Origin of the sequence: Desulfosporosinus sp. OT (assembly GCF_000224515.1) — a bacterium.
In the GTDB taxonomy this organism is placed as follows: domain Bacteria; phylum Bacillota; class Desulfitobacteriia; order Desulfitobacteriales; family Desulfitobacteriaceae; genus Desulfosporosinus.
The window spans coordinates 1-22,222 of the sequence record NZ_AGAF01000021.1 but is presented as its reverse complement, the minus strand read 5'-3'; the positions used below and the strand labels follow the sequence as shown (position 1 = coordinate 22,222).

Genomic DNA, 22,222 nt, shown 5'->3' with positions numbered 1-22,222 from the left:
TTTAGAGAACAGTCTTCCAGCAGTGTATGATTAACCGGCCGTAGTTGTTAGCATGGTTAGAGCTCCTATTCTGAATAAGACATAAGCGTTACAAGCAAGGTTTGACCGGGCAGCGGGGAATTTACTATCGCCGATGAGGCCGAGCCAGCCTACGTTGAGTTCAAGTTGATCCTTCCTTCTTCTAATTCCACCATTATCCTTTATTTCCTGCATAAAGCAGCAAAAAAATACCCACCGCAAACGCCCAAAACGCTACGGTGAGTGGCATCCCCTTTCATTTATGGAAATCAACATTTGTAGTGGCGGAGGGCGTCGAAAGAGAATTAGTCTAGACTTTGATCAGGGTGCAGAACTTCATCGAATCAATACAGTTGAAGTTAAAGCATCACAGTACAATCATGTGGATGATACCTATGTGAAAAAGGAACTGAGTGAACGTTGGGCTATAATTGATGGAGATATTGTGATTCAACGAGATTTATATAGCAGTTTTTTGATTATGAATGTTAATCCGGATCTAAGTTCAATTAATCGAGTACAGTGCCTTGAAACGTTCGAGAAATTCAAGACATTTCATGATATAGAGATTGAAAGATTGAGAAGAGCGACGAGTCACAAAATAGCCAGTATGGGAATTTAGTTAAAACAAAAAGCGTCTTGATACGGACGTTATACTACCGCTAATGTGGTCGTTAGGCTGCTTGGTAGTAAAGTCTTAGGGAAATAGACCAGTCTTTATATGTTGTACCCTGTAGATGGAATATCATGCCTACTGGCGAGAGTATATCGGAAGTCTTCGTACTTAAGAACCCGCCGACTTTAGTCGTGCGGAGTGTCAGTAGAACCAATAATTAGTTATGTTATGACATCTCCGGAAGCAAATAGCTCCCTATCAATCCCCCTTTTTCCCTCTACCTTTAGGTTTCGGATCCGACTTCTGTTTTATATTTTGATTTCTTAAGCTTGGCACATTTGGATTTTTGGCAGAGGCTCTTTTATTACCAAAGATGTCAAATGCGCTAGGATTCCAAGGCTCATGATAACCCTGAGGTATTATAAATTCTTGAACCGGGGTATCTTTTAAGGCCTTGGAGAGGACTTCGTGGAATACAACAGCTGGTCCAGAACCTCCATAAATCGTTAAGTAGTGGTTCCGGTCAGTTTTGTCATAGCCCATCCAAATTGCGGCAGTAAGCTCAGAGGTGTAGCCAACGAACCACACATCTTTTACTCCTTTGGCGATACCTGAAAACTCTTGGGTATGGGGGAGTTCAACTGAACCAGTTTTGCCCGCAGTTGGACGTTCTAAAAAAGCATTCTTCCCAGTCCCATTATTCACGACGTTTTCAAGTAGTTTGGTCATGGTATAAGCATTTTGAGGGTCTGTCACCTGCACTGACTCCGATTTAGCCTGGACTAAAACGTATCCGGTTGCCGAGGTTATTTTGTCAATTGCATAAGCCTTATTCATAGTTCCAAGATTGGCAAATGCTCCGTAAGCTTGAGCCATTTGGAGAGGGGAAACACCGGTAGAAAGTCCCCCGAGGGCGAGACTTAAAAAACGGTCATTCTTCGTTAATGGAAGGCCGGCCCGCTGGGCAAAGGACATTCCGGTATCTATGCCGATTTCATTAAGGAGCCAGACCGCCGGGATATTCCAAGAGTTTTGGAGAGCATTTTCCATGGTTACTTGTCCCCGATACTGATAGTCATCGTCCTTGGGCGAGTAACCATTAATATTGAGAGGGCCATCATAGAGAAGAGAGTTTGGTGAATAACCTTTTTCGAGAGCGGGACCGTAAACGGCTAAGGGTTTAATGGAAGAACCGGGTTGCCGCTTCAGCTGGGTCGCATGGTCAAAGGATCGGAAGACGCTTTGTTCGCGATTGCCAATCAGTCCACGGATTCCACCATTATGCTGGTCTATAATCGCCATACCGCTTTGAACGATTTGATCGGGTTTCCCCTGTGGAAAATACCGGTTATCATTATAAACATCTTCAGCTGCTTGTTGCACCTTGGGATCCATTTCTGTGTAAATCTGCAGGCCATTAGTCATAAGTTGGTCTTCGGTGAATCCGTATCGTGAAATTGCTTCATCTATGACATAGTTGACATAAGGCTGGAATTTCCCTGTTAGAGTATCAAGCACTCCTTTACGAAGAGTAATGGGTAAAGACCGCGCTCTTTCAAATTCTGTTTCCGAAATATAGTTTTGTTCTTTCATTAAGGAAAGGACCACGTTGCGGCGTTCAAGGGCTTTCTCTTTGTCTTTGACCGGATTAAAGAGGCTTGGTGCTTTAGGAACACCGGCAAGCGTTGCAGATTCTGCTGAATTTAAATCTTGAACGTTCTTCCCAAAATAATACTGAGCTGCATTCTGGATTCCCCATCGGCCCTCGCCAAAATAGATTTGATTGAGGTACTCTTCCAGGATCTGATCTTTGCTTAACGTCAACTCGATCTTAAAAGCGTAAGCTGCTTCCTTAATTTTTCGGTTCAGTGTTTTATCCGCAGGCAAGAACATATTTTTGGCTAACTGCTGGGTAATCGTACTGCCACCTTCAGAAAAGCCCCCGGAACGCAAGTCGTAGACTAAAGCTCGAAAGATAGACCAAACATCGACACCTTGGTGTTCGTAAAAGCGACAGTCCTCGGTAGCAATAATTGCCTGCTGCATTGTTTTAGGTATCTTTTCAATTGGTACGGGGTCGATTTTCGAAGAAGAAAGTTCGGAAACTTTATTACCATATCGGTCATAAATGTAAGTGGGTTGGGCGAGGGGGCTTTGGAGTTTACTCACATCTAAGGTTGAAACATAGATAGCGAATCCGCTTGTAAAGAGGATAAGAAGTGCTATGAGGCTGATGACAAACCTTTTCCAAAACTTCGACTTCTTCCAAAAATGTGTCGAACGAACTCGGGCAGTTCTCTTTTTGAGTAAAGCAAAACTTATTTTCTCCAGAGGCTTGACAACTTTTATATAGAGGGCTTTAGCGCACTTGAATAAAGTACTTCCGATCTGAAACAGAAGAGTTTTTATTTGTTTATTCATTAAGATCATCCCCTTTTGACAGACACAAAAAGAGCCACCACATCAGATGGCTTTTTAATCCATTATATTTATACGAGGACGGTACTTATTTTCAGTGGGTCGAGACGATGGAATTGATTACATGTAATCAAATATCCACAATGTGGATCCAAATCATTTTTTACATCTTCTGGCTTGGCACCGTGAACCATGTTCCAATAGCGTGAAGCAATAATGGGCATCTCACCCCTTGGGGCCGCGTAATGCACAGGAGAACCAAAGATAAATCCATCGGTATCTTTGGCGAGATCTATTTTACTTTTCTGATGGGAAACTGAGGTGTCACATCAAAGGCCGCTGATACATCTTTTAAGTGATCGGTTATCTTCAAGTGCTGTGGGCAGGCTTTCTCACATTCAATGATTAATGCCTATCCCAAATTGGACAGCGCTGTCCAATTTGGGATAGGCATTTTATATGAGGTTTATCACACTTATCAGTATGGTCTCATAATAATAGCCTTCAATATCTTTTGTATTTTGCTCCTTACTGCTGATACGATTTAAACTACTTTTCATAAACTCTGGGAAATCTATCTTTAATATAGCAAAATCATTAATGATCACTGTGAGTTTATGCGACAACTATCTATATCTAACTTTCCACATTGTTCCTAAACATTCCTGCCATAATTACAAATATAGTAAAACACAAATTTAATAATCGAAATACGTTACACTAAAAAAAACGAGCTGGAACTATACTCTCAACGTGCCTCGGGTGCTTGATTTGTCTGGTTTGAAAACACATCCATGGCAAGTAGCACATTTTCTAAATATAGTCTATCATCCAACAATAAACCATATTATTTACCACACCCCAGAAATGCTTTTTGTTTACGGTTTCGGCTTTATGATTCAGCAATAGCCGGTAATTCAACGGTAATATTTGTTCCGTCACCAAGATTACTTTCAACAGTAATCTTTCCTTTATGCGCATCAACTATCCATCTAACAATTGCTAATCCTAGTCCACTTCCCCCAGTTTCCTTCGCTCTAGCCTTATCTATCCTATAAAACCGGTCGAATATTTTGCTAATCTCATGGGACGGAATTCCTATTCCAGTATCTCTTATATTAATATTTATCAAATTATTTCTCTTATAGGCCAGTAATGAAATAGAACCTTTTTCCGGTGTGTATTTAACACTATTATCGATTAACGCTCTTAACATCTGTTTAATCATCTTTCGGTCTGCCAATAATGAAATTTCTCCGCTTGAGCTATATTGTATTGTATGTTTTTGACTGATTAATTCGCTCTCTCTGCCAATTTCATCAATCAACTCATTTAAGCTAAATTCATCTATTTTAAGCTTTTGATTTCTGCTGTCCCCCTTAGCGAGAAATAGAAGTTTTTTAATCAATTCCATCATTCCTATGGATTCATTTTTGATGGCATTTATTGACTCATGTAATACATCTGCATCTTCCTTACCCCAACGATCTATCAAGCCTATATATCCCAATATAACGGATATAGGGGTTCTAAGTTCATGGGAGGCATCTGACACAAATTGTTTTTGCTTTTCAAAAGATAACTGAAGTCTCTCAATCATTTCATTAAATGTCTTAGCAAGCCTTGACAACTCGTCATCAGTCTGGCTCACTTCTATCCTTCGATTCAGATCATTAACACTTATACTTTGAGCCGCCCTTGTAATCCTATCAATTGGATAAAGCATCCTCCTGCTCATTAAATAACCAGCAAATAGAGAAATCGCAATACCGACTAAGTCAGCTCCTGCCATAAGGACAAATAATGCTTCTAGGAATACATATTCCTTATTCATGTTAACTACAACTTGCAGGTATGCTATGCCATTATCGCCATTTAAGATTTGCCTATTTGCAACCACTAGATGTAGGCCATCTACTTCTAGTGGTTTTACTGAATTATTTGTTGAAATTTGCAATTTTGACCAGTTAAATTTGCTTAGTGAATTAATCATGATTTTGTTAGAATTTACTATTCTAGCACTAATAGTTGAGTCTTGCTCTCCTGCAAATAATTCAGGGTCATCTAAAGACATCTGCTCACCGGTAGAACCATTTATTCTTTCTATGATCGAGTTACTTGTATTCATCGCCTTATTAATCGCCTGATTAATAAGGTATATTCTTAGGCCATATAGCACCGAAGCGCTCAACATCATCAGGACAAGTGAGAATATGATTGCATAATAAATCGTTATCTTCCAAGAGATTTTTTTTGATTCAAATAACTTAATTCTCATTCCTTTCCTCCCGGATGATGTACCCTATGCCTCGCACAGTTTGTATCAACTTGTTTTCAAATGCCTCATCTAATTTGCTTCTTAAATACCTTATATAAACATCAACAACATTTGTATCTCCCGCATAATCATAACCCCATACTTTTGTCAGTATCTGATCCCGAGTCAGAACAATTCCTTTGTTCATCAGCAAATATTCCAACAAGTTGTACTCCTTCTTTGTAAGTTCAATCGCTTCTTTGCCTCTAAATACCTGATGCTTTAACAAATCCATTCTTAAATCGCCAGCCGCAAGGACCTTGGAATTATGCGCTGAGAGGCTTCTTTTTCTAAGTGCAACTCTTATCCGGGCGAAAAGTACTTCTATTATAAATGGTTTTGTTATATAGTCATCCGCTCCGATATCAAGTCCCATGACCATATCTGTTGCTTCATCTCGTGCAGTAAGCATAATTATTGGCACATTGGAAAACTGTCTTATCTTCTGGCAGACTTCCAAGCCATCAATTTCAGGCAGCATAATATCTAGCAAAATCAAATCCGGAACATATTCTTTAACCTTTCTTAAGCCAGCCCAGCCATCGTATGCAATATCCACAGCATAACCCTCATGCTTTAACTCAAGCTCAAGAAATCTAGCTATCTGTTTTTCATCTTCTATAATTAATATTTTTTTTGGAAGCATATTAATGTTACCCCTATCTACACTCATATTTATCGGTACTTAAGAGCAATATTGAGGCTATATGCAGCAAAAACAGTCGTTTAAGATAAACGACCGTTTTACTTCTATTAATTTGCACTGTTTAAGATGTTGGTTGAGTTTTGAATAGCGGCTTTACATTTTTCAGAATTTGGATTATTTGAACGCACTGCAGACAATACGCTATCGATGGTCCCGTCTATTTGTATCCAAGTTGAACTATCGACTTTCCTCAATTTAGGTTCAGAGGTGTCCCAATCGTGCTCTAATTCATCGGCTTTCGTTTTTGCCGAAGTAAAATTATTGGAATTTATAAAATTCAGCATATCATTTTCAATTGTAATAAAATCTGTTAATCGTCCTTTTAATTTTGTTGTTGATGTAGCTTGTGATGTCGTTTGTAGGTTTGATTGCGATGTTGAATTGGACGTTGCTTGTGGATTTAATTGCGTTGTTGCCTTAGATGTTGTTTGCGCAGAATTCGCTAGTGATGCCACATTGTTTGACTCGTTTAATACATTAAGCGAATCCTGGAGTACAGTTTTGCATTTATTGACGTCAGGATTTTTTGAACGCACTGCCGACAATACGCTATCGATGGTCCCGTCTATTTGTATCCAAGTTGAACTATCAATATTTCTTAATTTAGGTTCAGAAGTGTCCCAATCGTGCTCTAATTCTTCAGCTTTCGTTTTTGCCGAAGTAAAGTTATTTAAGGTTGCGTAGTTTAGCATATCATTCTCAATTTTAATGAAATCTGTTAATTGACCTTTAAGTGATGTTGGTGATGAATTTGATTTGGACACAATTTTATTATTATACCAGACATACCCACCTATGCCAACAATTAAGAAAGTACACAATACTGTTATGGTTTGTAATAAAACCTTTTTCTTATCTTCGCTTGTTTGCTTTGGTGATACTGTTTCAATTTTGGGGCTCGTATCACATTTTGTAACAGCAAGATAAACTATTATCGCTAAGATAGGTACAAGAAAGATCACACTGGTAACAGTGGTACCAAAACCTAATCCACCATATTCTTTAGGTTGAGACAGAAAATCTCCGAGTGATGCTCCAAGGGGGCGAGTAAAAATATACGCAACCCAAAATGACAATACTGAATCTAAGTTTAGCAATTTCCATGCTAAAAAAGAACAAGCTATTATGACAGCGACTGCTATTCCTGTGTGAAGATAACCAAGACCAAGTTGTTCTGAATACAAGTCGCCGACCGCTGTACCGAGAGCGAAGGTAAATAGAATAGTGAGCCAATAGAAAGTTTCTCTTTTTCTTGTATAAATTGAGTGGATAGATAGGGTTTTTTCACTTAGATACCAAAAGAGAAAAGTTAATCCTAATAGCACACTGAAAACTAATGTGCTTAACTCAAGAGGTACCCCGATCCCGTCGGTCAGATTATCAGTAACTAATGTTCCGAATACGCTTATAAGTACTACTGTTACCCAATAAATTCCGGATACATATTTCGTAGTTTTAAATTGAAGATACAATACTATGACAAATGCTATTCCCATTATAATTGTTGTGAGGGTTAAACCTAAGCCAATGTTGACACTTAAGAAATCCGAAAATGTTTCACCTACAGTGGTGCATAATATTTTGATTATCCAGAAGAAAATTGTTACTTGAGGTACTTTGCTTAACATACTATTTGTTTCATTCGCTTTAATCGTTTCCATTTAGCATCTCCTTTTATATTTGTTTCCGAAAACAATAATATACACTTTATCTTAGAACTAGATTAGAATAAGATTAGAATAAGATTAGAAATCCTATTTAATTCCATAAGCTACCAATAATATTCTAAGTTTAATTTAAGATTTGTATTTTATAATTACTTAGGACATCTATTAACAAGTTGAAAGCTTTGAAGGAGGATTACTATTTTGTCATGGAGACAATTCTAACTCAGCTTGCACAATTTGTTATTTATGTCATTTCAAGCCTAGGTTATGTTGGTGTCTTTCTCGCTATGGCGATTGAAAGTGCCTGTATTCCCTTGCCAAGTGAAATTATCCTTCCTTTTACAGGCTATATGGTCTTTCTAGGCCGCTTTAGTCTCTGGCAAGCGACCATTGCAGCAACCTTGGGTAATTTATTTGGCGCTTTAGTTGCCTATTACGTTGGGCTATGGGGGGGACGTCCTTTCATAAAACGTTTCGGCAGGTATTTATTTATTAACGAAAAGGAGTTATCCTGGACAGAACGAACCTTTGAGCATCATGGTGAGCTGACAGTCTTTATTGGCAGGCTTTTGCCGATCATCCGAACGTTCATCTCACTGCCCGCCGGAATTGCTAAGATGAAGCCAATAAAAATGGCCATTTATACAGTTGCCGGTGCTCTGCCCTGGTGCTTGATGCTTATTTTTGTGGGTCAGAAGTTAGGGGAAAATTGGAACACCCTAAAACCCTTGTTCCATCGTCTCGATTTGCTTGCAGGTATCTTAATTTTGGTCTTATTTGGGTATTGGATATTTAAACATCAACTTTTGGAAAAGATTCGTCGTTCAAAGTCAGACTAATCCTTTTATAAGTTTTAGAACTACAACCACTTTTGAAGAGGGGTAAACCTCGGAATTCTTAGTCACGAAAGAAGCAAGTGTTACCTTTTTCACACTCGTATTATTAATCTCTACCTGGTACCATATAAGAAAGACAAAGCAGCAAGCCACTGAACAAAACATAATCGATAAGATAGTGAAAAGATATCCCCTAATGCCATATCTGGTATTAGGGGATAAGCATTTTATTGAAATGTATTAACTAAGGCCAGCTCAATTAACTACATAAACTTATGAAAAACGGGAATAATATTTTATCATTTTTTGACATTACAAAAATGAAATATATATCTCGAAAGGATTTTATATGAAGAAAATACCAGAAATTACTCTTTACTTTTGGATCATGAAAATCTGTGCTACCACATTAGGGGAGACCGGTGGTGACTTACTTTCTCAAACCATTAATGTCGGCTACGCTTTTAGCTCACTAATTTTGATTGGTTTCTTTATTATCACGGTTATCTCTCAGCTTTCTTCTAGCAGGTACCACCCGTGGCTTTATTGGCTTGTTATTCTTTCAACGAGTACAGCCGGGACAACCATGTCTGATTACATGGATCGTTCCCTAGGCTTAGGCTATGCTAAAGGTTCTATCATCCTGATTGCAATATTATTGAGCATTTTTGGTATTTGGCGTTTTAGTGGTTTTTCGCTTTCAGTTGATAAAATAAATACATTTAGGGTTGAATTCTTATATTGGACAGCGATCCTTTTTTCAAATACGTTAGGAACAGCCCTAGGTGATTTTCTGGCTGACAGTTCTGGTCTTGGATTTGCAAGAGGAGCTGTTCTCATTGGCGGATTGTTATTGGCCGTCATCATGGCAACATATTTTACGAGAATTTCTCGTGTCTTCTTATTTTGGGTTGCATTCGTATTAACTCGCCCATTTGGTGCGATAATGGGAGACTTTCTTACGAAATCACATCAAAAGGGCGGACTTAATTCCGGAACTATTGGGTCTTCCGTAATTCTTGTGACGATATTGATAGCTTTTGTAATTTATACAACTCACAAAGCAAAAACAAGTTATGCATTAGAGTAGAAACATCAACCTAAAATAGATTAACCTTTAACAACCAGATTTTTCGAACCAGAATTAATTAACCAGTAATAGTTGCCTGATTGCGAAAAGAAAGGTGTACCCGAATGACTGATTTTATCTGTTCCTTTAATAGACATGGCAGTTGCCTTTTTATATTAATGTTATTCACATCCACGGGTTTCATATATGGAAAGTTATGCAGCAATCCGATGAGGCAAAAAATCATCTTCATGAAATACCTTTTAAATTAAAGATTTGAGAGTCCGAATTTATTTTATTAAATAACCGAGATTGACTAAAAAGGGACAGAATCCGAGAGGATCTAGCCCCTTTTTAGCGTAAAAATGGACAACTGAAATTTTACGGTTCACTGCAAAGTGTTTTCAACCGCTTTGCTGATTAAATATGCAATTGTCTGATATCCAGTGGAATTTGGGTGTATCTTATCGTTGGATATAAACCGGTTCAAATTGTTTTTGAACATATCATAAGTTGAAATAAATGTAGATCTGTCATCTTTGGCTAAAACCAACTGCGTATTATAACTCCATGTGTCCAAATAAGCGATATTCTATTTCCTGATCTTTATATGCCAGTTGCTGCTCAAGGTATTTTACTTTTGCTTCTGGATCTGTGTAGTCTTTGAGATATGACCCGTATGTTTTTAAGTCTCTGAACCCTTTTCCCGCTCGGACTTCATTTCGGATCACCCTTCAATCCATTTACACGATATTCGCCAAGAATATCCGGATCGATGCCGAGCTCGATAACAATATCTCTCGGCTCCTTTCCTTCTTGTATTGAATTCCAAAACAGTTCCTTAAATTTGGCTGAGAAATGCACAATACTAGGACTTACATCCAAAACATAAGGACTTGCTCGGAGATGATTCATTTCTTCTTTAGTAAATTTCTTGTTAGCCATACGGCATTCCTCCAATTCAGTCCAGTTTTATTGTAATACCTGTCTGAACTGGAATCAAAACCGCTATTTGTCCGAGGTTAAGGGTTTCAAAAATCCACCTGTCCAAAACTAAGGGTTTTCAAAACCACTACTGTCCATTTTCTAGGGTATATTTTATTCCGAAAATTCTCAAACCCCACAACCCGCACCACAAGCGACTTTCAGAGTGTCTGTTTTCTTAAACTTACCACGGTCTCAACGTGCACCGTCCATGGAAACATATTCTTCATTTCAGTCCTTAATTAACAAAGTATATCCGATGCAAATTTTTGCTGGAACGAAATACACCTTTTTATGGACTTAACGACAGTCTCACCACGGCATTCGCTTTATCCTACTCAGACGGCTGAGTATATATCCTTGTATAAGAGAACCTTTCGGAATATATTTAAGTAATCTGTTAGTGAACCTTACCCTCTTGGAACCTGTAACTAATCCCATCTTAGTTATCTGAGAAAGATTGGAACTCTCTTCTTGTGCTAAACTCCCGAGCAACGCTCCGGGGGTATAGTATCGAGAAAGATCAAGTGTAATTTACAATTTTATATTAGCCTTGGCCACAACACTAGGGTTGCACATCTAGATTTTGATTGAAATAGATACTACCGCCATTTATAAAAAACAAAATTACCAGAACAAAAGTCCTGGTAAAGAATGCTATCTATGTGGCAAAATAGGAATCGTTTTAACGAAAGGAATAATTTTTCTTTATAAAGGGGGGGCATTTTTTGAGGGGGTGCAAATATGGGGATTAATGGTATACTTTTTGTTCCTTGGTGAGAAGCTTGGAGTTCATGGAATAAAATTAGATTTAATTATAGGTAGACTAATGTTTCATGCTGTTTTACGTTTATAAGCCAGCATTGCAAATACATAGGCAACAACAAGAATGACCAAACACCATGCAAGAGCAACCCATATGTCATTGCCTACCGGCTGACCTGACAGTAGCGCACGGATGGCCTCCACTATCGAGGTCACCGGCTGGTTTTCAGCAAAGGCGCGAACGCCCGATGGCATCGATTTGGTTGGCACAAAAGCTGAGCTGATAAACGGCAGGAAGAGAATCGGATAAGCAAATGCGCTTGCACCGTCCACCGATTTTGCGGACAGCCCGGCAATCGCTGCGATCCAGGTCAAGGCCAGCGTAAACAGCGCGAGTATACCAGCTACAGCGAGCCATGACATTACCCCTGCAGACGAGCGAAAGCCAATAATCAAGGCAACAAGAATAATGATGACAACCGAAATAGCGTTGGATACCAGCGAGGTCAGCACGTGCCCCCACAGCACGGTGGAACGGGCGATCGGCATGGAGTGGAACCGCTCGAATATGCCCCGTTGCATATCTATAAACAGGCGGTAAGCCGTATAGGAAATACCGCTGGCAATCGCAATCAGCAGGATGCCGGGCAACAGGTAATTCACATAGTTATCCGTGCCGGTTTGGATTGCGCCGCCGAACACATAGACGAAAAGCAGCATAAAGGCAATAGGCATGAGAGTGACCGTGATGATGGTATCCATACTGCGAAAAATATGGCGCATGGAACGTCCAAGCATAATGCTCATATCGCTGAAAAAATGTTTCTTTATCGCTCCCATTTACTTTTCCCCCTTTTTACCGATGATGGCGAGGAATATCTCCTCCAAGGTAGGTTGCTTTTCAACATACTCCACCTTTGCGGGCGGGAACAGCTTTTTCAGCTCCGCGAGCGGGACAAGATGCATAAGATAAAAAGACAGACCAAGGCTTGGCCAGTCAAAATCCAGAATAAGGGGGAATTATCAATGGCTATCATTTCGTCAGGGGTGGAAACCGAGATGGTTGTCCGCTATCAGATCGGTATGGTCAACGGTTCCCCGGTTTTCCGGCAAAAAAGCTTTTCCGGGCTGAAGATGGACGTGTCCGATGAGGACCTACATTTACCCTTACGCTGCCGGCACCGCGGGAAGATCTGACCGCCGCGGAAGCTGAGGCCGCTATGGAACTGATTATTGCCAAAAATATGTTTCTCACCACCGGCGGCGAATTGATCGGCAAAAGAGATATAAAAATAACGGATACAACAACAGCCGATTTGTATGATCCGCCCCTGTCTTAAAGCCCGCCAGAGGGGAAAATGCACGGACTGCCAAGGGCAGTTGATTTTGCGGCCCAAGGGCCGCTCTTATGGATAAAAACCCAGCCATGGCAGTTCAAATTCGGAATCGATTCCGAATTTGAGTTGTAGGGGCATCTAAAACAGATTGTTGGATTACAGGTCTTCACTACTCGAAGACTTAGAACACAACACAAAACGATTATTAATTATGCGATCATCCTATTTTAATTAGCAATACTCCGATCACTATTGCAGCGATGGAAAAACTTTGACAAATCTTACACTCTCCTTTAGCACAACAATTCCGATAAAAGCACCAGTTAACAAAGCCCATTTCCTGGCAGGCTTAAACAACATACCTTGTACCTCGCGGAAGGACAGCCTCTGCTATTTATAAAAAATATGCCCCCAGTGACAAATAGAATGCCTACCAAACCAAACGCCGCCAGTGGGAGCCAGAAAATCCAACATATTTCTTTCTACAAAATGCTTTCCCCGTGCCTTCTGCAAAAAAATGGCTGTCGAACAAGCTCTGAACGACATTAATAAACGCTTCAACGTCAAGTCTATTTCCGTTTATGGAATGAAAGTATTAAAATCACCAATGTTGCAAATGAAATCATCAGCATCAAAGTCTGGTATACTTCCATGGCATCACCTCCCTTCGGAGGAATGCCGACCGCCCTGCAAGCCTTTTCTGTTACTAATAAATTATAACATACAAGCACTTAAGTTTGAGTGCTTTTTAATATGTCAAAATATGAAGACTGAATAAACTTACCCTGTTTTTTGAGTTCCTTTGCAGAAACCTCTCTTTCAAGGGGTTCTCGACATAAGTACTAACCAAAAATAATTATCATCTAAAATGCCGGTCCCATTTTGAAAGGCGCCTTTCAAAATGGGACCGGCAGGGAATCTTGTCATCTCTGCCAGAAGCAATAGACATATACGTATATGATTAAACAGGCCGCTCATTTTTGCCCGAGTACTCGGCGAAACACACTAATGGACTGTCATATATTGTCGTTCCCGCTGATTTTTAGGAATCAGTTATATTCCGTAATGGATCATAGATTTGTGCTTCTGTATCGCTTTGTCTATCTTTTTAGAAAGGACTTGCAGTTCTGTCAGGTCGGTTGAATCAATAATTTTCTTAAATTTGGACAGCGATGGTGGTGGTATTATAGTTATTCCGGTATATGCGAGTCCTTTGTCTGGGCGCGAAACACTGTGAAAATATGTATCGAGCGTGCTCAATTTCCCGAGCAGCGGCTCAATATAATCATCATCGACTGCAATACAGTTATATTTTTCAGGCTCATAAGTATCATATGATGTTTCAGGTGCGGGATCTATTTCAAAGATTCCGAATTCATGCTTTGCCATCAGACCACCTCCATACTCTTAAATTTCACTGCTAAGTTTGAATTTATCAGTCACTTAGCTGTTTTGCCATAGTGTATAACTAAAGTTATAGCATTTAATATAATAGTACCAACAAGAAGCCAGACGGTTGTAATAGTATTCATAGTCTGTGTCTGTTCCCCAAAGGATCATATTCATAGGTGTAGGTGTTATTAAGCGGTGTGGTCATGGTTCTTAGGTGGTCTGCTGCATCCCAGGTCATTCGAGTGGTGGAATTAAGTCCACCAGAATCGGCAATCACGGCTGTGGGATGATAATATAGCACTCTAAATGATTAAACCAACTTGATTTACTTTTTGCCGTGGCTTTAGTTATCATTAAATGAAAAATGAAAACTGAAATAACCTTCCCAACGTATTTTAAACATTAAGAAGGCGTGTTTAAGTTTGCTGGTTTTTTGAGAGGTGCCTAAATTCACTTCAATTCCCGCTCCATTTAGAGACAAATGTTCGTTCCACTTCCCTCTTATCGTTCAAGCTCAAATAGGATAAGATGTAATTATTACATCTTATCGGAGGTAAACTAATTGAAAGACAAAATTATCTTGGTCGTCGATGATGATAGAAACATTTGCGAACTATTAAATCTTTACCTGACTAATGCCGGCTTTAGGCTTCTTTTTTGCCATGATGGCAGTTCGGCACTTAGCATCCTCAAAGAACAAAAAGTCGATCTGATCTTGCTTGACATCATGTTGCCAGTCATTAATGGATGGGAAGTGTGCAGGATCATCCGGTGTACAAGCGCGATACCCATCATTATGCTGACAGCACGGGATATGCTCGAAGACAAAATACAAGGTTTTGACATCGGGGCCGATGACTATATCGTTAAGCCATTTGAACCCAAAGAAGTCATAGCTCGGATAAAGGCCCGCCTCAAAGAGAACAAGGCAGATCCGGAACGAGTCGAAGGGATTCTTAAGTTAGGAGATATTATAGTAGATATTCACAAATATGAGGTGTGGCAAGGAGATCAGCTTATTGATTTAAAGCCTAAAGAAGTCCAACTTTTTTATTTTCTGCTAAACAACAAGAATATTGTTTTTTCCAGAGATCAACTGCTCGAAAAAGTTTGGAACTACGATGTTATAGTGGATACGCGAACAGTTGATGTCCATATTAAACGATTAAGAGAAAATTTTGGGGACAAAAATCCATCATGGAGCATAAAAACCCTCCGTGGTGTAGGCTATAAACTTGAGGTAAAATGATGTTTAAAAGTATTTTTAGAAAACTTCTTGTAACTTATCTGGCTATTATCATCTCTGTAATTGCTGTTTTGTCGTTATTGATCAGCATGGTCTATAACTGGTATGTTTTCGATCAAAAGCAGAAGGAACTTGAAAAAGCAGGCTATTACGTCAATGAACTCTTAAATAAGCTGGAGAATGAAGAGATCTCTCAAAAGGAACTTAAAACTTCGCTTGATTCGATGGGCTATATTTCAGACTCGACGATCTATGCCCTAAGAATCGATAAGAAAGCTCTTCAATACCCCAAAAGCCTTCAAATGGATGAAGATCTTCAAGAAAGCTACTTGCTGAGTGATTTACAAAAGATCTTGGACGGAGAGAAGGTTTTTCGCAAAAAGCAATATTCCGAGAAGTTCGACATGTATGTGGTCTTTTCAGGAATCCCCTGGAAAACAAATTCAGGTATTTCAGGAGCAATCCTGTTATTTTCACCGATCAGCCAGATCAATGGCAACTTAGCTAAACTTAATCTTATTATTTGGATTATGGCCTTTATCTTCATTATAATAAGTGCTCTCGTGATCTATCTTAATTCGCAAAGGATATCTAAGCCCATTAAACAAATAGAAATGGCCGCTGGCAAACTAGCTTCAGGGGAACCCTCTGAAGACCTGGTTGTGAGTACAAAAGATGAGATTGCAAAACTCGCCAAATCGTTCAACTACATGAAGCATCAGTTAGCCAGTACCGAAAAAATGCGCAGTGAGTTTATCGCCAGCGTTTCCCACGATATGAGGACTCCTTTAACATCAATCAATGGTTTTGTGAGCGGAATGTTGGACGGTATTGTTCAACCCGCTGACTATAAAAAATATCTAACGATCATTAAAGATGAAACCGTACGCCTGACCAAGTTGACCAGTGATATCCTCCAGTTGGCCAAAATTCAGTCAGGCAGTATAAAGCTGTTTCGAGAAAAACACCTTGTTAAGGACATTCTCGACTCCGTGATTAACAGCACCAGGGTTTTTATGAACAATAAATCCATTGGTTTAACTCTGGAATGTGATCATGCCGTCACGGTATATGCCGATATAGATAAACTCAAGCAAATATTAATAAATATTATTGACAATGCAGTTAAATATACCGAAAATGGAGGAGCAATATGGGTCGAAGTAACAAGCAAATCAACCATAACAGAGTTTAGGATTAGAGATACAGGAATAGGGATTTCTCCCGAAGACTTGCCCTTGATCTTTGAGAAATTTTACCGAGTCGATAAATCACGATCATCACCTGGTGGTACAGGCCTTGGACTAAATATTGCCAAAAGCCTAATTGAACTTCATGAGGGGAAAATTTGGGCAGTGAGCGAAGTAGGAACAGGAACTGAAATAATCTTCGAGCTGCCCGAAAAATAATGTTTACATTCAGTTCACAATAATGAGGTTTTTGTTTTACAGAGAAATCTTATAATCAAATCATAGTCAAAAACGCGAGCATGCTGAAAACAAAAATGAAAGGAGTATTTAATTGAAGAAACTATTTGTTGGCTTGATTCTTATTTTAACACTGGTTCTTACCGGATGCGGAAATGGTAACCCAGCCTCAAAGCAAAATGAAACGAGTCAAAATACTGCATCACAAGCTGGTAAGAATGCTAAAGATTCGACTGCAAAATCCACTGATACCTCAACTTCAACTCAAACACCCGGGAGTGGCGCAATCGTTGCCAAATCCGAAAACATTATGTCCAGCACTGAAAAAGCAGAATTACTTAACCAAGTTGACAAAGAATTAGACTCCCTGTTCAGCAACATTAATAAACTTGAAGATGCTCAAGATGCGGATCTTGATTTGAATCAATAATAAGGAGGGTTCATTGTGAAGAAAATTGTTTCGGTCATTTTATTATCCACGGTATTACTTACCGGAAATATTGCCTTCGCTCAGGCATCAACACTTTCTAATGTCAAAAGTAGGGTTTCACAGACTGTGACGGAAAATAGAGCTAAACTTGCAGAAATAGCCCCTTTACAGGAAGAGATACGCACTAACCGCACCCAAATTCTCAGCCTAAAAGCGGAAGCTAGAGAGGCCTATAATAAGGCCAAGAGCAACATTAAACAATATATTAAAAACAAGGACAACTTGACTCCAGAACAAATCGAATCGCTTAAAGAGGAATTGAAAGTTATCCAACAAGATAAACAATCTCTGGCAGGTACTATAGGCGAAATTCAAAAGGAAACACTCGACTTAAGAGTTGCTAAGCGGGAAAAGAATTTTGATGAAGTCAAAAATTCTTTAAACAGTATTATCGCTATTCAAAATTCAAGAATTAAAGACCTTCAAGGGATAATTGCGGATTTAAATGAGGCAGCAGCGTTGTAACAACAATACGTAAGGGAGTGATTAGAATCAAACGTCTAATTTATGTAGGAATGGTTGTGTTCCTCGTTGTTATACTTGCGGGCTGTGGAACTAAAGGTAACGTTTCCAACTCAAACCAAACTATGAATCCATCCGTTGCCCAGTCTTCTAATCAGCAAGGCACCTCAAAACTGCCGTCCTCGAATAGCAGTACTGCACAGAAACAAGCGCAAGCTCCAATTATTAACAGTAGGTCAGCTCAAGGTCAAGCCGAAATCGACCAGAAGATTGACCAACAACTTAATTCTTTGGACAAAACTTTAGATTCACTTGACAACAGTTTAGGAAATTTGTAATAAAACGCCCCCAACGCACCGACAGCATTGGGGGCGTTGAAATTCTCTTATCACACAATCAAAGAGATTAGCATTTTTGTCGATTTCATGTACTCTCCATACTCTTTGCCAAATTCGGCAAGCATATCTTGTTCTTCCTTTTTGGCTAGGCGTAAGTTCCTTTAAACAATAACAGTCAAAGGAACAATAAATGTTTACATTCCGTTCACAATAAAGCTGTTTTTGTTTTACAGAGAAATCTTATAATCAAACCATGGTCAGACAAAATAAATCGCAAACGAAAATGAAAGGAGAAAAATTATTATTATAACCTAATTTACAGACTTAAAGCTAAGCAACCCGGTAATAGTACCTATCTTGGACAATGCTTTATATTCTCTCGTCAACGCCTTACGACAGCTCTAAATTAACCTGAATTACGAGGAGGGTTTACCTTGAAAAAATTATTAACTTTGGCAGCGACATTAACTTTGGTACTTAGTTTAAGCATTCCAGTACTTGCTGACGACAACACGTCTGATTTGAATACAAGTCAAGCACCGACCACTCAATCTTCCGCCACAGACAAGGCAACGAAAGCTCAAGAGCGTCATCAAAATCGACAGCAGTACCAGCAATATATGGAACCTATTCGCGAACTTCAAAAACAAGAGGTCCAGATCCGCGAACAGCTCCGTTCTATAAAAAGCCAAGTTCGACAACAAGTGAAATCTGACAAACAGGCCAAAAACTATACCGCTCTTTCTGCAGCTCTTAACGATATGATTTCAATGCAAGATGACATCACAGCGATTACAAATGCTAAGAAAATATGTCTAACTGATTGGCAGCAATATTATACTGATCGCCAGGCAAACAATGTCGAAGGAATCACCGCGGATTTGCAGAAACTCCAAACTGACATCCAAGCCAAAATTACCGCTATGCAAAAAGTATTGACTGACCTTCAGCAAATTAGCACTGATTTGAATATTCCTGCAGAAAGCACTACAACTACTTCCACAATTTGAGCAACAACTCTTACCTGTTAAACTAAACTCTAAATGAACCCCCGCATCACATAGACCGTGATGCGGGGGTTCATTTTACTACTCTTCGGTTGGAAAAGTTTCCTCAGATTCAAAAGTACTGGTCTGCGGTTTTTCACATGGAGCATCACAATCAAGGAAGATTAGCACTAATAAACCAATGATGATCGCCAATTCGTATACCACAATGCCCCCGATCAGGACGGGCAATTCTTTAGAGCTAGATTTACTTTTGCATTTGCACTCGCATTTTTTCTCGCTCATTTCAGCAACTCCTTTAGTGTGTTCATAATGGTAATATATTCCACAAGAACATTAAAGGAAAGTTGGCCATAAGCAAAAACACTGCTCTACAATTCCGGCTTTTTACGAACATTCTACTGGGCAATATTAGCTGTTTCTAACAGCTAATTAATGACTTAACCTGCTGAGGAAGGCCTTGGTTCGTTTTTCCTGTGGTTTACCAAAAATCTGAAAAGGTGAGCCTTCTTCGACAATACGGCCTTTGTCCATGAAGATCACCCTATCAGCAACTTCCCTGGCGAAGCCCATTTCATGGGTTACTACAATCATGGTCATACCGTCTTCAGCCAACTGTTTCATAACAGTGAGAACTTCCCCAACCAGCTCAGGATCAAGCGCTGATGTTGGCTCATCAAAGAGCATGATTTTAGGTTGCATTGCCAGCGCCCTAGCAATGGCTACTCTTTGCCCTTGACCTCCCGATAACGTTGCTGGATAGCAGTCCTGTTTATTGGAAAGGCCAACCTTGGAGAGCAAATCCTGGGCAACTTTAATTGCTGCGCCCTTTTCCTGTTTAAGTACATGAATCGGGGCTTCGATAATATTCTCCAACACGGTCAAGTGTGGGAAAAGATTGAACTGCTGGAATACCATTCCCACCTGGCGCCGAATCTGCTTAAGACTGCTTGAGTTCCTTTCCAGTGGCATTCTGTCTATCAGGATTTCGCCAGCGGTCATAGTCTCCAGTCCATTTAAACAGCGCAAAAAAGTGCTCTTTCCGGAACCACTTGCTCCGATCAGTACTACGACCTCGCCTGAGGATACTGTCGCATTGATCCCGTCAATTACACGTGTCTTGCCAAAGTCTTTGATTAGACCATTGACATCGATCATCGATTTTTCCGGTTTGTAAGCTAATTCCATGATCAGCACCCCTTTGTCCGATTTTCTGTGGATAATCGCCATTCAAGACTGCTTAAAACAGCGGATAACACAGTAGTCATCAGTAAATAAAATGCAGCGGCGGCCGTGTAGAATTCCATAGAGGCAAATGTCACACTGGCAAAGCGTTGAGAAGTTTGCAGGAGCTCCGACATTGTTATGACGGAACAAAGCGAGGAATCTTTCAGAGTGATGATAAACTGATTGCCTAATGCCGGCAACGAAATCCGCAAAGCTTGAGGGAAAATAATCCTACGCATGGATAAGAACTTCCCCATACCAAGAGATAGAGAAGCTTCGGTTTGCCCTACGGGAATAGCTTCAATTCCTCCCCTAAATACTTCGGCGAGATACGCCCCGCTGTTAATTCCCAGTCCCAGTACAGAAGAAGGAAAAGCATCCAAGGTAATGCCCAGCTGTGGTAAACCGAAATAGATAAGAAATAGCTGAACAAGCAAAGGAGTTCCCCGGACCAGCCAAATGTAAAAATGAGCAATAAACCGTAGAGGTGTGTGAGATATCTTCAGGAGAGCTGCGACCAGACCTATAAAGATGCCCAATGCAATTCCTAGTATGGCAAGTTCTATGGTTAAACCTGCCCCCTGCAACAGATAAGGCAGATATTTAATGATTTTACTAAAGTCAAGATTCAAAGTAATTCTCCTCCAGTCTGATCAGAGCTACACCCCTTTGCTAATTTGTTTTGGTTAACGAATATCTGCACTGAAATATTTTTCGCTAATTTTTTTATAGGTTCCGTCTTCCATCATTTTGGCTAAAGCGTTGTTCACGGCTTCCAGTAATTTTGGACTGTCTTTACGAATGGCGATCCCCATCTTCTCCTCATAAAGCAAATTACCAGCCAGTTTAAAGGGGTAATTATTCTTCTTAATTGCATTTAAACCGACAATTTTATCAGTAACCACGGCATCAAGTCGGCCATTGACCATATCATTAAAGGCATCAGGGTCACCTTTATACGTCTTTACAGTTGCCCCCAATTCTCGTGCTTTCGTTTCAAATGTTGTACCCAGAACAACCCCAACCGTTTTGTCTTTAAGATCATCCCCTCCGCTGATGTTCGAGTCAGTGGAAACAATTACTTGGGCTCCCGAGCGATAATAAGGGGTACTAAAATAGACTTCCTTCAGTCTCTCATCCGTAATAGCCATACTTCCTAAGATCAGATCAAATTTGCTAGCTTTTAACCCAGCGATGAGTCCATCCCATTCGGTAGCGATGGGTGCTGGTTTCACACCAATTCTCTTGGCAATCTCCTGACCTATTTCCACATCAAATCCAGTAAGTTGGTTCTGCTCATTAAAATAATTAAAGGGTGGGTACTGTCCACTCATGGCATAGGTCAACTTTCCATCAGCTTTAATCTGGTCCAAGGTTGTTGTGGCGTTAGAATTACTATTTGTTGTTGCTGTGACAGAATTACTCTTTGATGCACTACAGCCGGTCGCTACCAGCAAAATTATGGTGACAAGGATAAGTACATTAAACTTTTTCATTAACCTTTTCTACCTCCTCTGAACCTAAAAGTATTTTTACACTACATAACTTGAAGACTCCATAACAAACAATTAAACCACCTCCCGATGAGTGAATGTAACGAAAACAAACACTATGTATCTGACAACTTATAGTTATATATTAAGTTGTTACATATAGAACTATACCATATTTTATAACATAAGGTCAATTCTGTATCTTGATATTCTCGCCATACCCTTCTGATAAGCTTAGGGAAAAACAGTAAACTCTCTCAATAGAATTAGGGTTTTCAGAAACTATTGCTAAGCGAAAGCCATAATTCCAAGAATTTGGGTTGACAATTACCATCCAACAACTTATGATATGTATTGAGGTTGTTAGTTGTTGCTTATTTGCTATTTGATTTACGTTTTGATATCCC

At 39.6% G+C, this 22,222-nt stretch carries 23 protein-coding genes and 2 pseudogenes; 12 read left to right on the top strand and 13 right to left on the bottom strand.

Annotated elements, in window-relative coordinates:
* Window positions 1–280 precede the first annotated feature (280 nt).
* The gene (locus tag DOT_RS01765; RefSeq protein WP_009613340.1) at window positions 281–640 is read left to right on the top strand and encodes a hypothetical protein; all 360 of its coding nucleotides are present in this window, start codon (window positions 281–283) and stop codon (window positions 638–640) included.
* A gap of 252 nt (window positions 641–892) precedes the next feature.
* Here DOT_RS01765 and DOT_RS01760 read toward each other — a convergent pair whose 3' ends face one another.
* From DOT_RS01760 to DOT_RS01745, 4 genes are all read right to left on the bottom strand, one after another.
* A complete protein-coding gene (locus tag DOT_RS01760; RefSeq protein ID WP_009613338.1) occupies window positions 893–3,055 on the bottom strand; it encodes a PBP1A family penicillin-binding protein in 2,163 nt (720 codons plus the stop codon).
* Between the two features lie 889 nt (window positions 3,056–3,944).
* Window positions 3,945–5,330, bottom strand: coding sequence for an ATP-binding protein (locus DOT_RS01755; protein ID WP_009613334.1), 1,386 nt, complete (start codon window positions 5,328–5,330; stop codon window positions 3,945–3,947).
* Window positions 5,320–6,015, bottom strand: coding sequence for a response regulator transcription factor (locus DOT_RS01750; protein WP_009613333.1), 696 nt, complete (start codon window positions 6,013–6,015; stop codon window positions 5,320–5,322). The genes DOT_RS01755 and DOT_RS01750 overlap by 11 nt, the downstream gene beginning before the upstream one ends.
* Window positions 6,016–6,122: 107 nt before the next feature.
* Entirely contained in the window at window positions 6,123–7,736 is a 1,614-nt protein-coding gene (locus tag DOT_RS01745) for a hypothetical protein (RefSeq protein WP_009613331.1), read from the bottom strand.
* A gap of 212 nt (window positions 7,737–7,948) precedes the next feature.
* Between DOT_RS01745 and DOT_RS01740 the strand changes: the two genes are divergently transcribed.
* Both DOT_RS01740 and DOT_RS01735 read left to right on the top strand, forming a co-directional pair.
* Window positions 7,949–8,581 (top strand): DedA family protein, encoded by a 633-nt coding sequence (locus DOT_RS01740; protein ID WP_009613329.1) that lies wholly within the window; start codon window positions 7,949–7,951, stop codon window positions 8,579–8,581.
* 346 nt (window positions 8,582–8,927) lie between these two features.
* Entirely contained in the window at window positions 8,928–9,668 is a 741-nt protein-coding gene (locus DOT_RS01735; protein WP_009613327.1) for a membrane protein, read from the top strand.
* 539 nt (window positions 9,669–10,207) lie between these two features.
* Here DOT_RS01735 and DOT_RS32625 read toward each other — a convergent pair.
* Window positions 10,208–10,562: pseudogene (locus DOT_RS32625) on the bottom strand (HTH domain-containing protein).
* A gap of 655 nt (window positions 10,563–11,217) precedes the next feature.
* Here DOT_RS32625 and DOT_RS01725 point away from each other — a divergent pair.
* A complete protein-coding gene (locus DOT_RS01725) occupies window positions 11,218–11,487 on the top strand; it encodes a hypothetical protein (RefSeq protein WP_040410933.1) in 270 nt (89 codons plus the stop codon).
* Here DOT_RS01725 and DOT_RS01720 read toward each other — a convergent pair.
* Both DOT_RS01720 and DOT_RS29480 read right to left on the bottom strand, forming a co-directional pair.
* Window positions 11,466–12,236, bottom strand: coding sequence for an ABC transporter permease (locus tag DOT_RS01720; RefSeq protein ID WP_009613319.1), 771 nt, complete (start codon window positions 12,234–12,236; stop codon window positions 11,466–11,468). The two genes, DOT_RS01725 and DOT_RS01720, sit on opposite strands and share 22 nt — an antisense overlap.
* A pseudogene (locus tag DOT_RS29480) lies at window positions 12,237–12,347 on the bottom strand (ABC transporter ATP-binding protein); the annotation flags it as partial.
* A gap of 9 nt (window positions 12,348–12,356) precedes the next feature.
* On the opposite strand from DOT_RS29480, the gene DOT_RS32620 reads away from it, so the two are divergent.
* The gene (locus DOT_RS32620; RefSeq protein WP_009613315.1) at window positions 12,357–12,593 is read left to right on the top strand and encodes a DUF1659 domain-containing protein; all 237 of its coding nucleotides are present in this window, start codon (window positions 12,357–12,359) and stop codon (window positions 12,591–12,593) included.
* A complete protein-coding gene (locus DOT_RS28195; RefSeq protein ID WP_083823895.1) occupies window positions 12,569–12,736 on the top strand; it encodes a DUF2922 domain-containing protein in 168 nt (55 codons plus the stop codon). Before DOT_RS32620 ends, DOT_RS28195 begins: the two co-directional genes overlap by 25 nt.
* Before the next feature lie 1,050 nt (window positions 12,737–13,786).
* Here the strand turns inward: DOT_RS28195 and DOT_RS01710 are convergent.
* Complete coding sequence (locus DOT_RS01710; protein WP_009613309.1) at window positions 13,787–14,122, bottom strand: hypothetical protein; 336 nt, start codon at window positions 14,120–14,122, stop codon at window positions 13,787–13,789.
* Between the two features lie 565 nt (window positions 14,123–14,687).
* Between DOT_RS01710 and DOT_RS01705 the strand changes: the two genes are divergently transcribed.
* The 6 genes from DOT_RS01705 (at window position 14,688) to DOT_RS01680 (ending at window position 19,098) form a co-directional block, all read left to right on the top strand.
* On the top strand, window positions 14,688–15,374 hold the full coding sequence (locus tag DOT_RS01705; protein ID WP_009613303.1) for a response regulator transcription factor: 687 nt from the start codon (window positions 14,688–14,690) through the stop codon (window positions 15,372–15,374).
* Window positions 15,374–16,780: a HAMP domain-containing sensor histidine kinase gene (locus tag DOT_RS01700; protein ID WP_009613300.1), complete on the top strand. Its 1,407-nt coding sequence runs from the start codon at window positions 15,374–15,376 to the stop codon at window positions 16,778–16,780. The genes DOT_RS01705 and DOT_RS01700 overlap by 1 nt, the downstream gene beginning before the upstream one ends.
* Window positions 16,781–16,892: 112 nt before the next feature.
* On the top strand, window positions 16,893–17,228 hold the full coding sequence (locus tag DOT_RS01695; protein ID WP_009613298.1) for a hypothetical protein: 336 nt from the start codon (window positions 16,893–16,895) through the stop codon (window positions 17,226–17,228).
* A gap of 15 nt (window positions 17,229–17,243) precedes the next feature.
* A complete protein-coding gene (locus DOT_RS01690; RefSeq protein ID WP_009613295.1) occupies window positions 17,244–17,753 on the top strand; it encodes a hypothetical protein in 510 nt (169 codons plus the stop codon).
* Window positions 17,754–17,770: 17 nt separating this feature from the next.
* Window positions 17,771–18,088, top strand: coding sequence for a hypothetical protein (locus tag DOT_RS01685; RefSeq protein ID WP_040410930.1), 318 nt, complete (start codon window positions 17,771–17,773; stop codon window positions 18,086–18,088).
* Window positions 18,089–18,522: 434 nt separating this feature from the next.
* Window positions 18,523–19,098 (top strand): hypothetical protein, encoded by a 576-nt coding sequence (locus tag DOT_RS01680; RefSeq protein ID WP_009613291.1) that lies wholly within the window; start codon window positions 18,523–18,525, stop codon window positions 19,096–19,098.
* Window positions 19,099–19,176: 78 nt separating this feature from the next.
* On the opposite strand, the gene DOT_RS01675 is transcribed toward DOT_RS01680, so the two are convergent.
* The 5 genes from DOT_RS01675 to DOT_RS31325 all read right to left on the bottom strand — a co-directional run.
* Window positions 19,177–19,380 (bottom strand): hypothetical protein, encoded by a 204-nt coding sequence (locus tag DOT_RS01675; protein WP_009613288.1) that lies wholly within the window; start codon window positions 19,378–19,380, stop codon window positions 19,177–19,179.
* 147 nt (window positions 19,381–19,527) lie between these two features.
* On the bottom strand, window positions 19,528–20,253 hold the full coding sequence (locus DOT_RS01670) for an amino acid ABC transporter ATP-binding protein (RefSeq protein ID WP_009613287.1): 726 nt from the start codon (window positions 20,251–20,253) through the stop codon (window positions 19,528–19,530).
* Window positions 20,254–20,285: 32 nt separating this feature from the next.
* Window positions 20,286–20,954: an amino acid ABC transporter permease gene (locus tag DOT_RS01665; protein ID WP_009613285.1), complete on the bottom strand. Its 669-nt coding sequence runs from the start codon at window positions 20,952–20,954 to the stop codon at window positions 20,286–20,288.
* A gap of 54 nt (window positions 20,955–21,008) precedes the next feature.
* Window positions 21,009–21,818, bottom strand: a complete 810-nt coding sequence (locus DOT_RS01660; RefSeq protein ID WP_009613283.1) for an ABC transporter substrate-binding protein — start codon at window positions 21,816–21,818, stop codon at window positions 21,009–21,011.
* 187 nt (window positions 21,819–22,005) lie between these two features.
* The coding region (locus DOT_RS31325; protein ID WP_040410929.1) for a hypothetical protein at window positions 22,006–22,222 on the bottom strand (217 nt) is incomplete at its 5' end.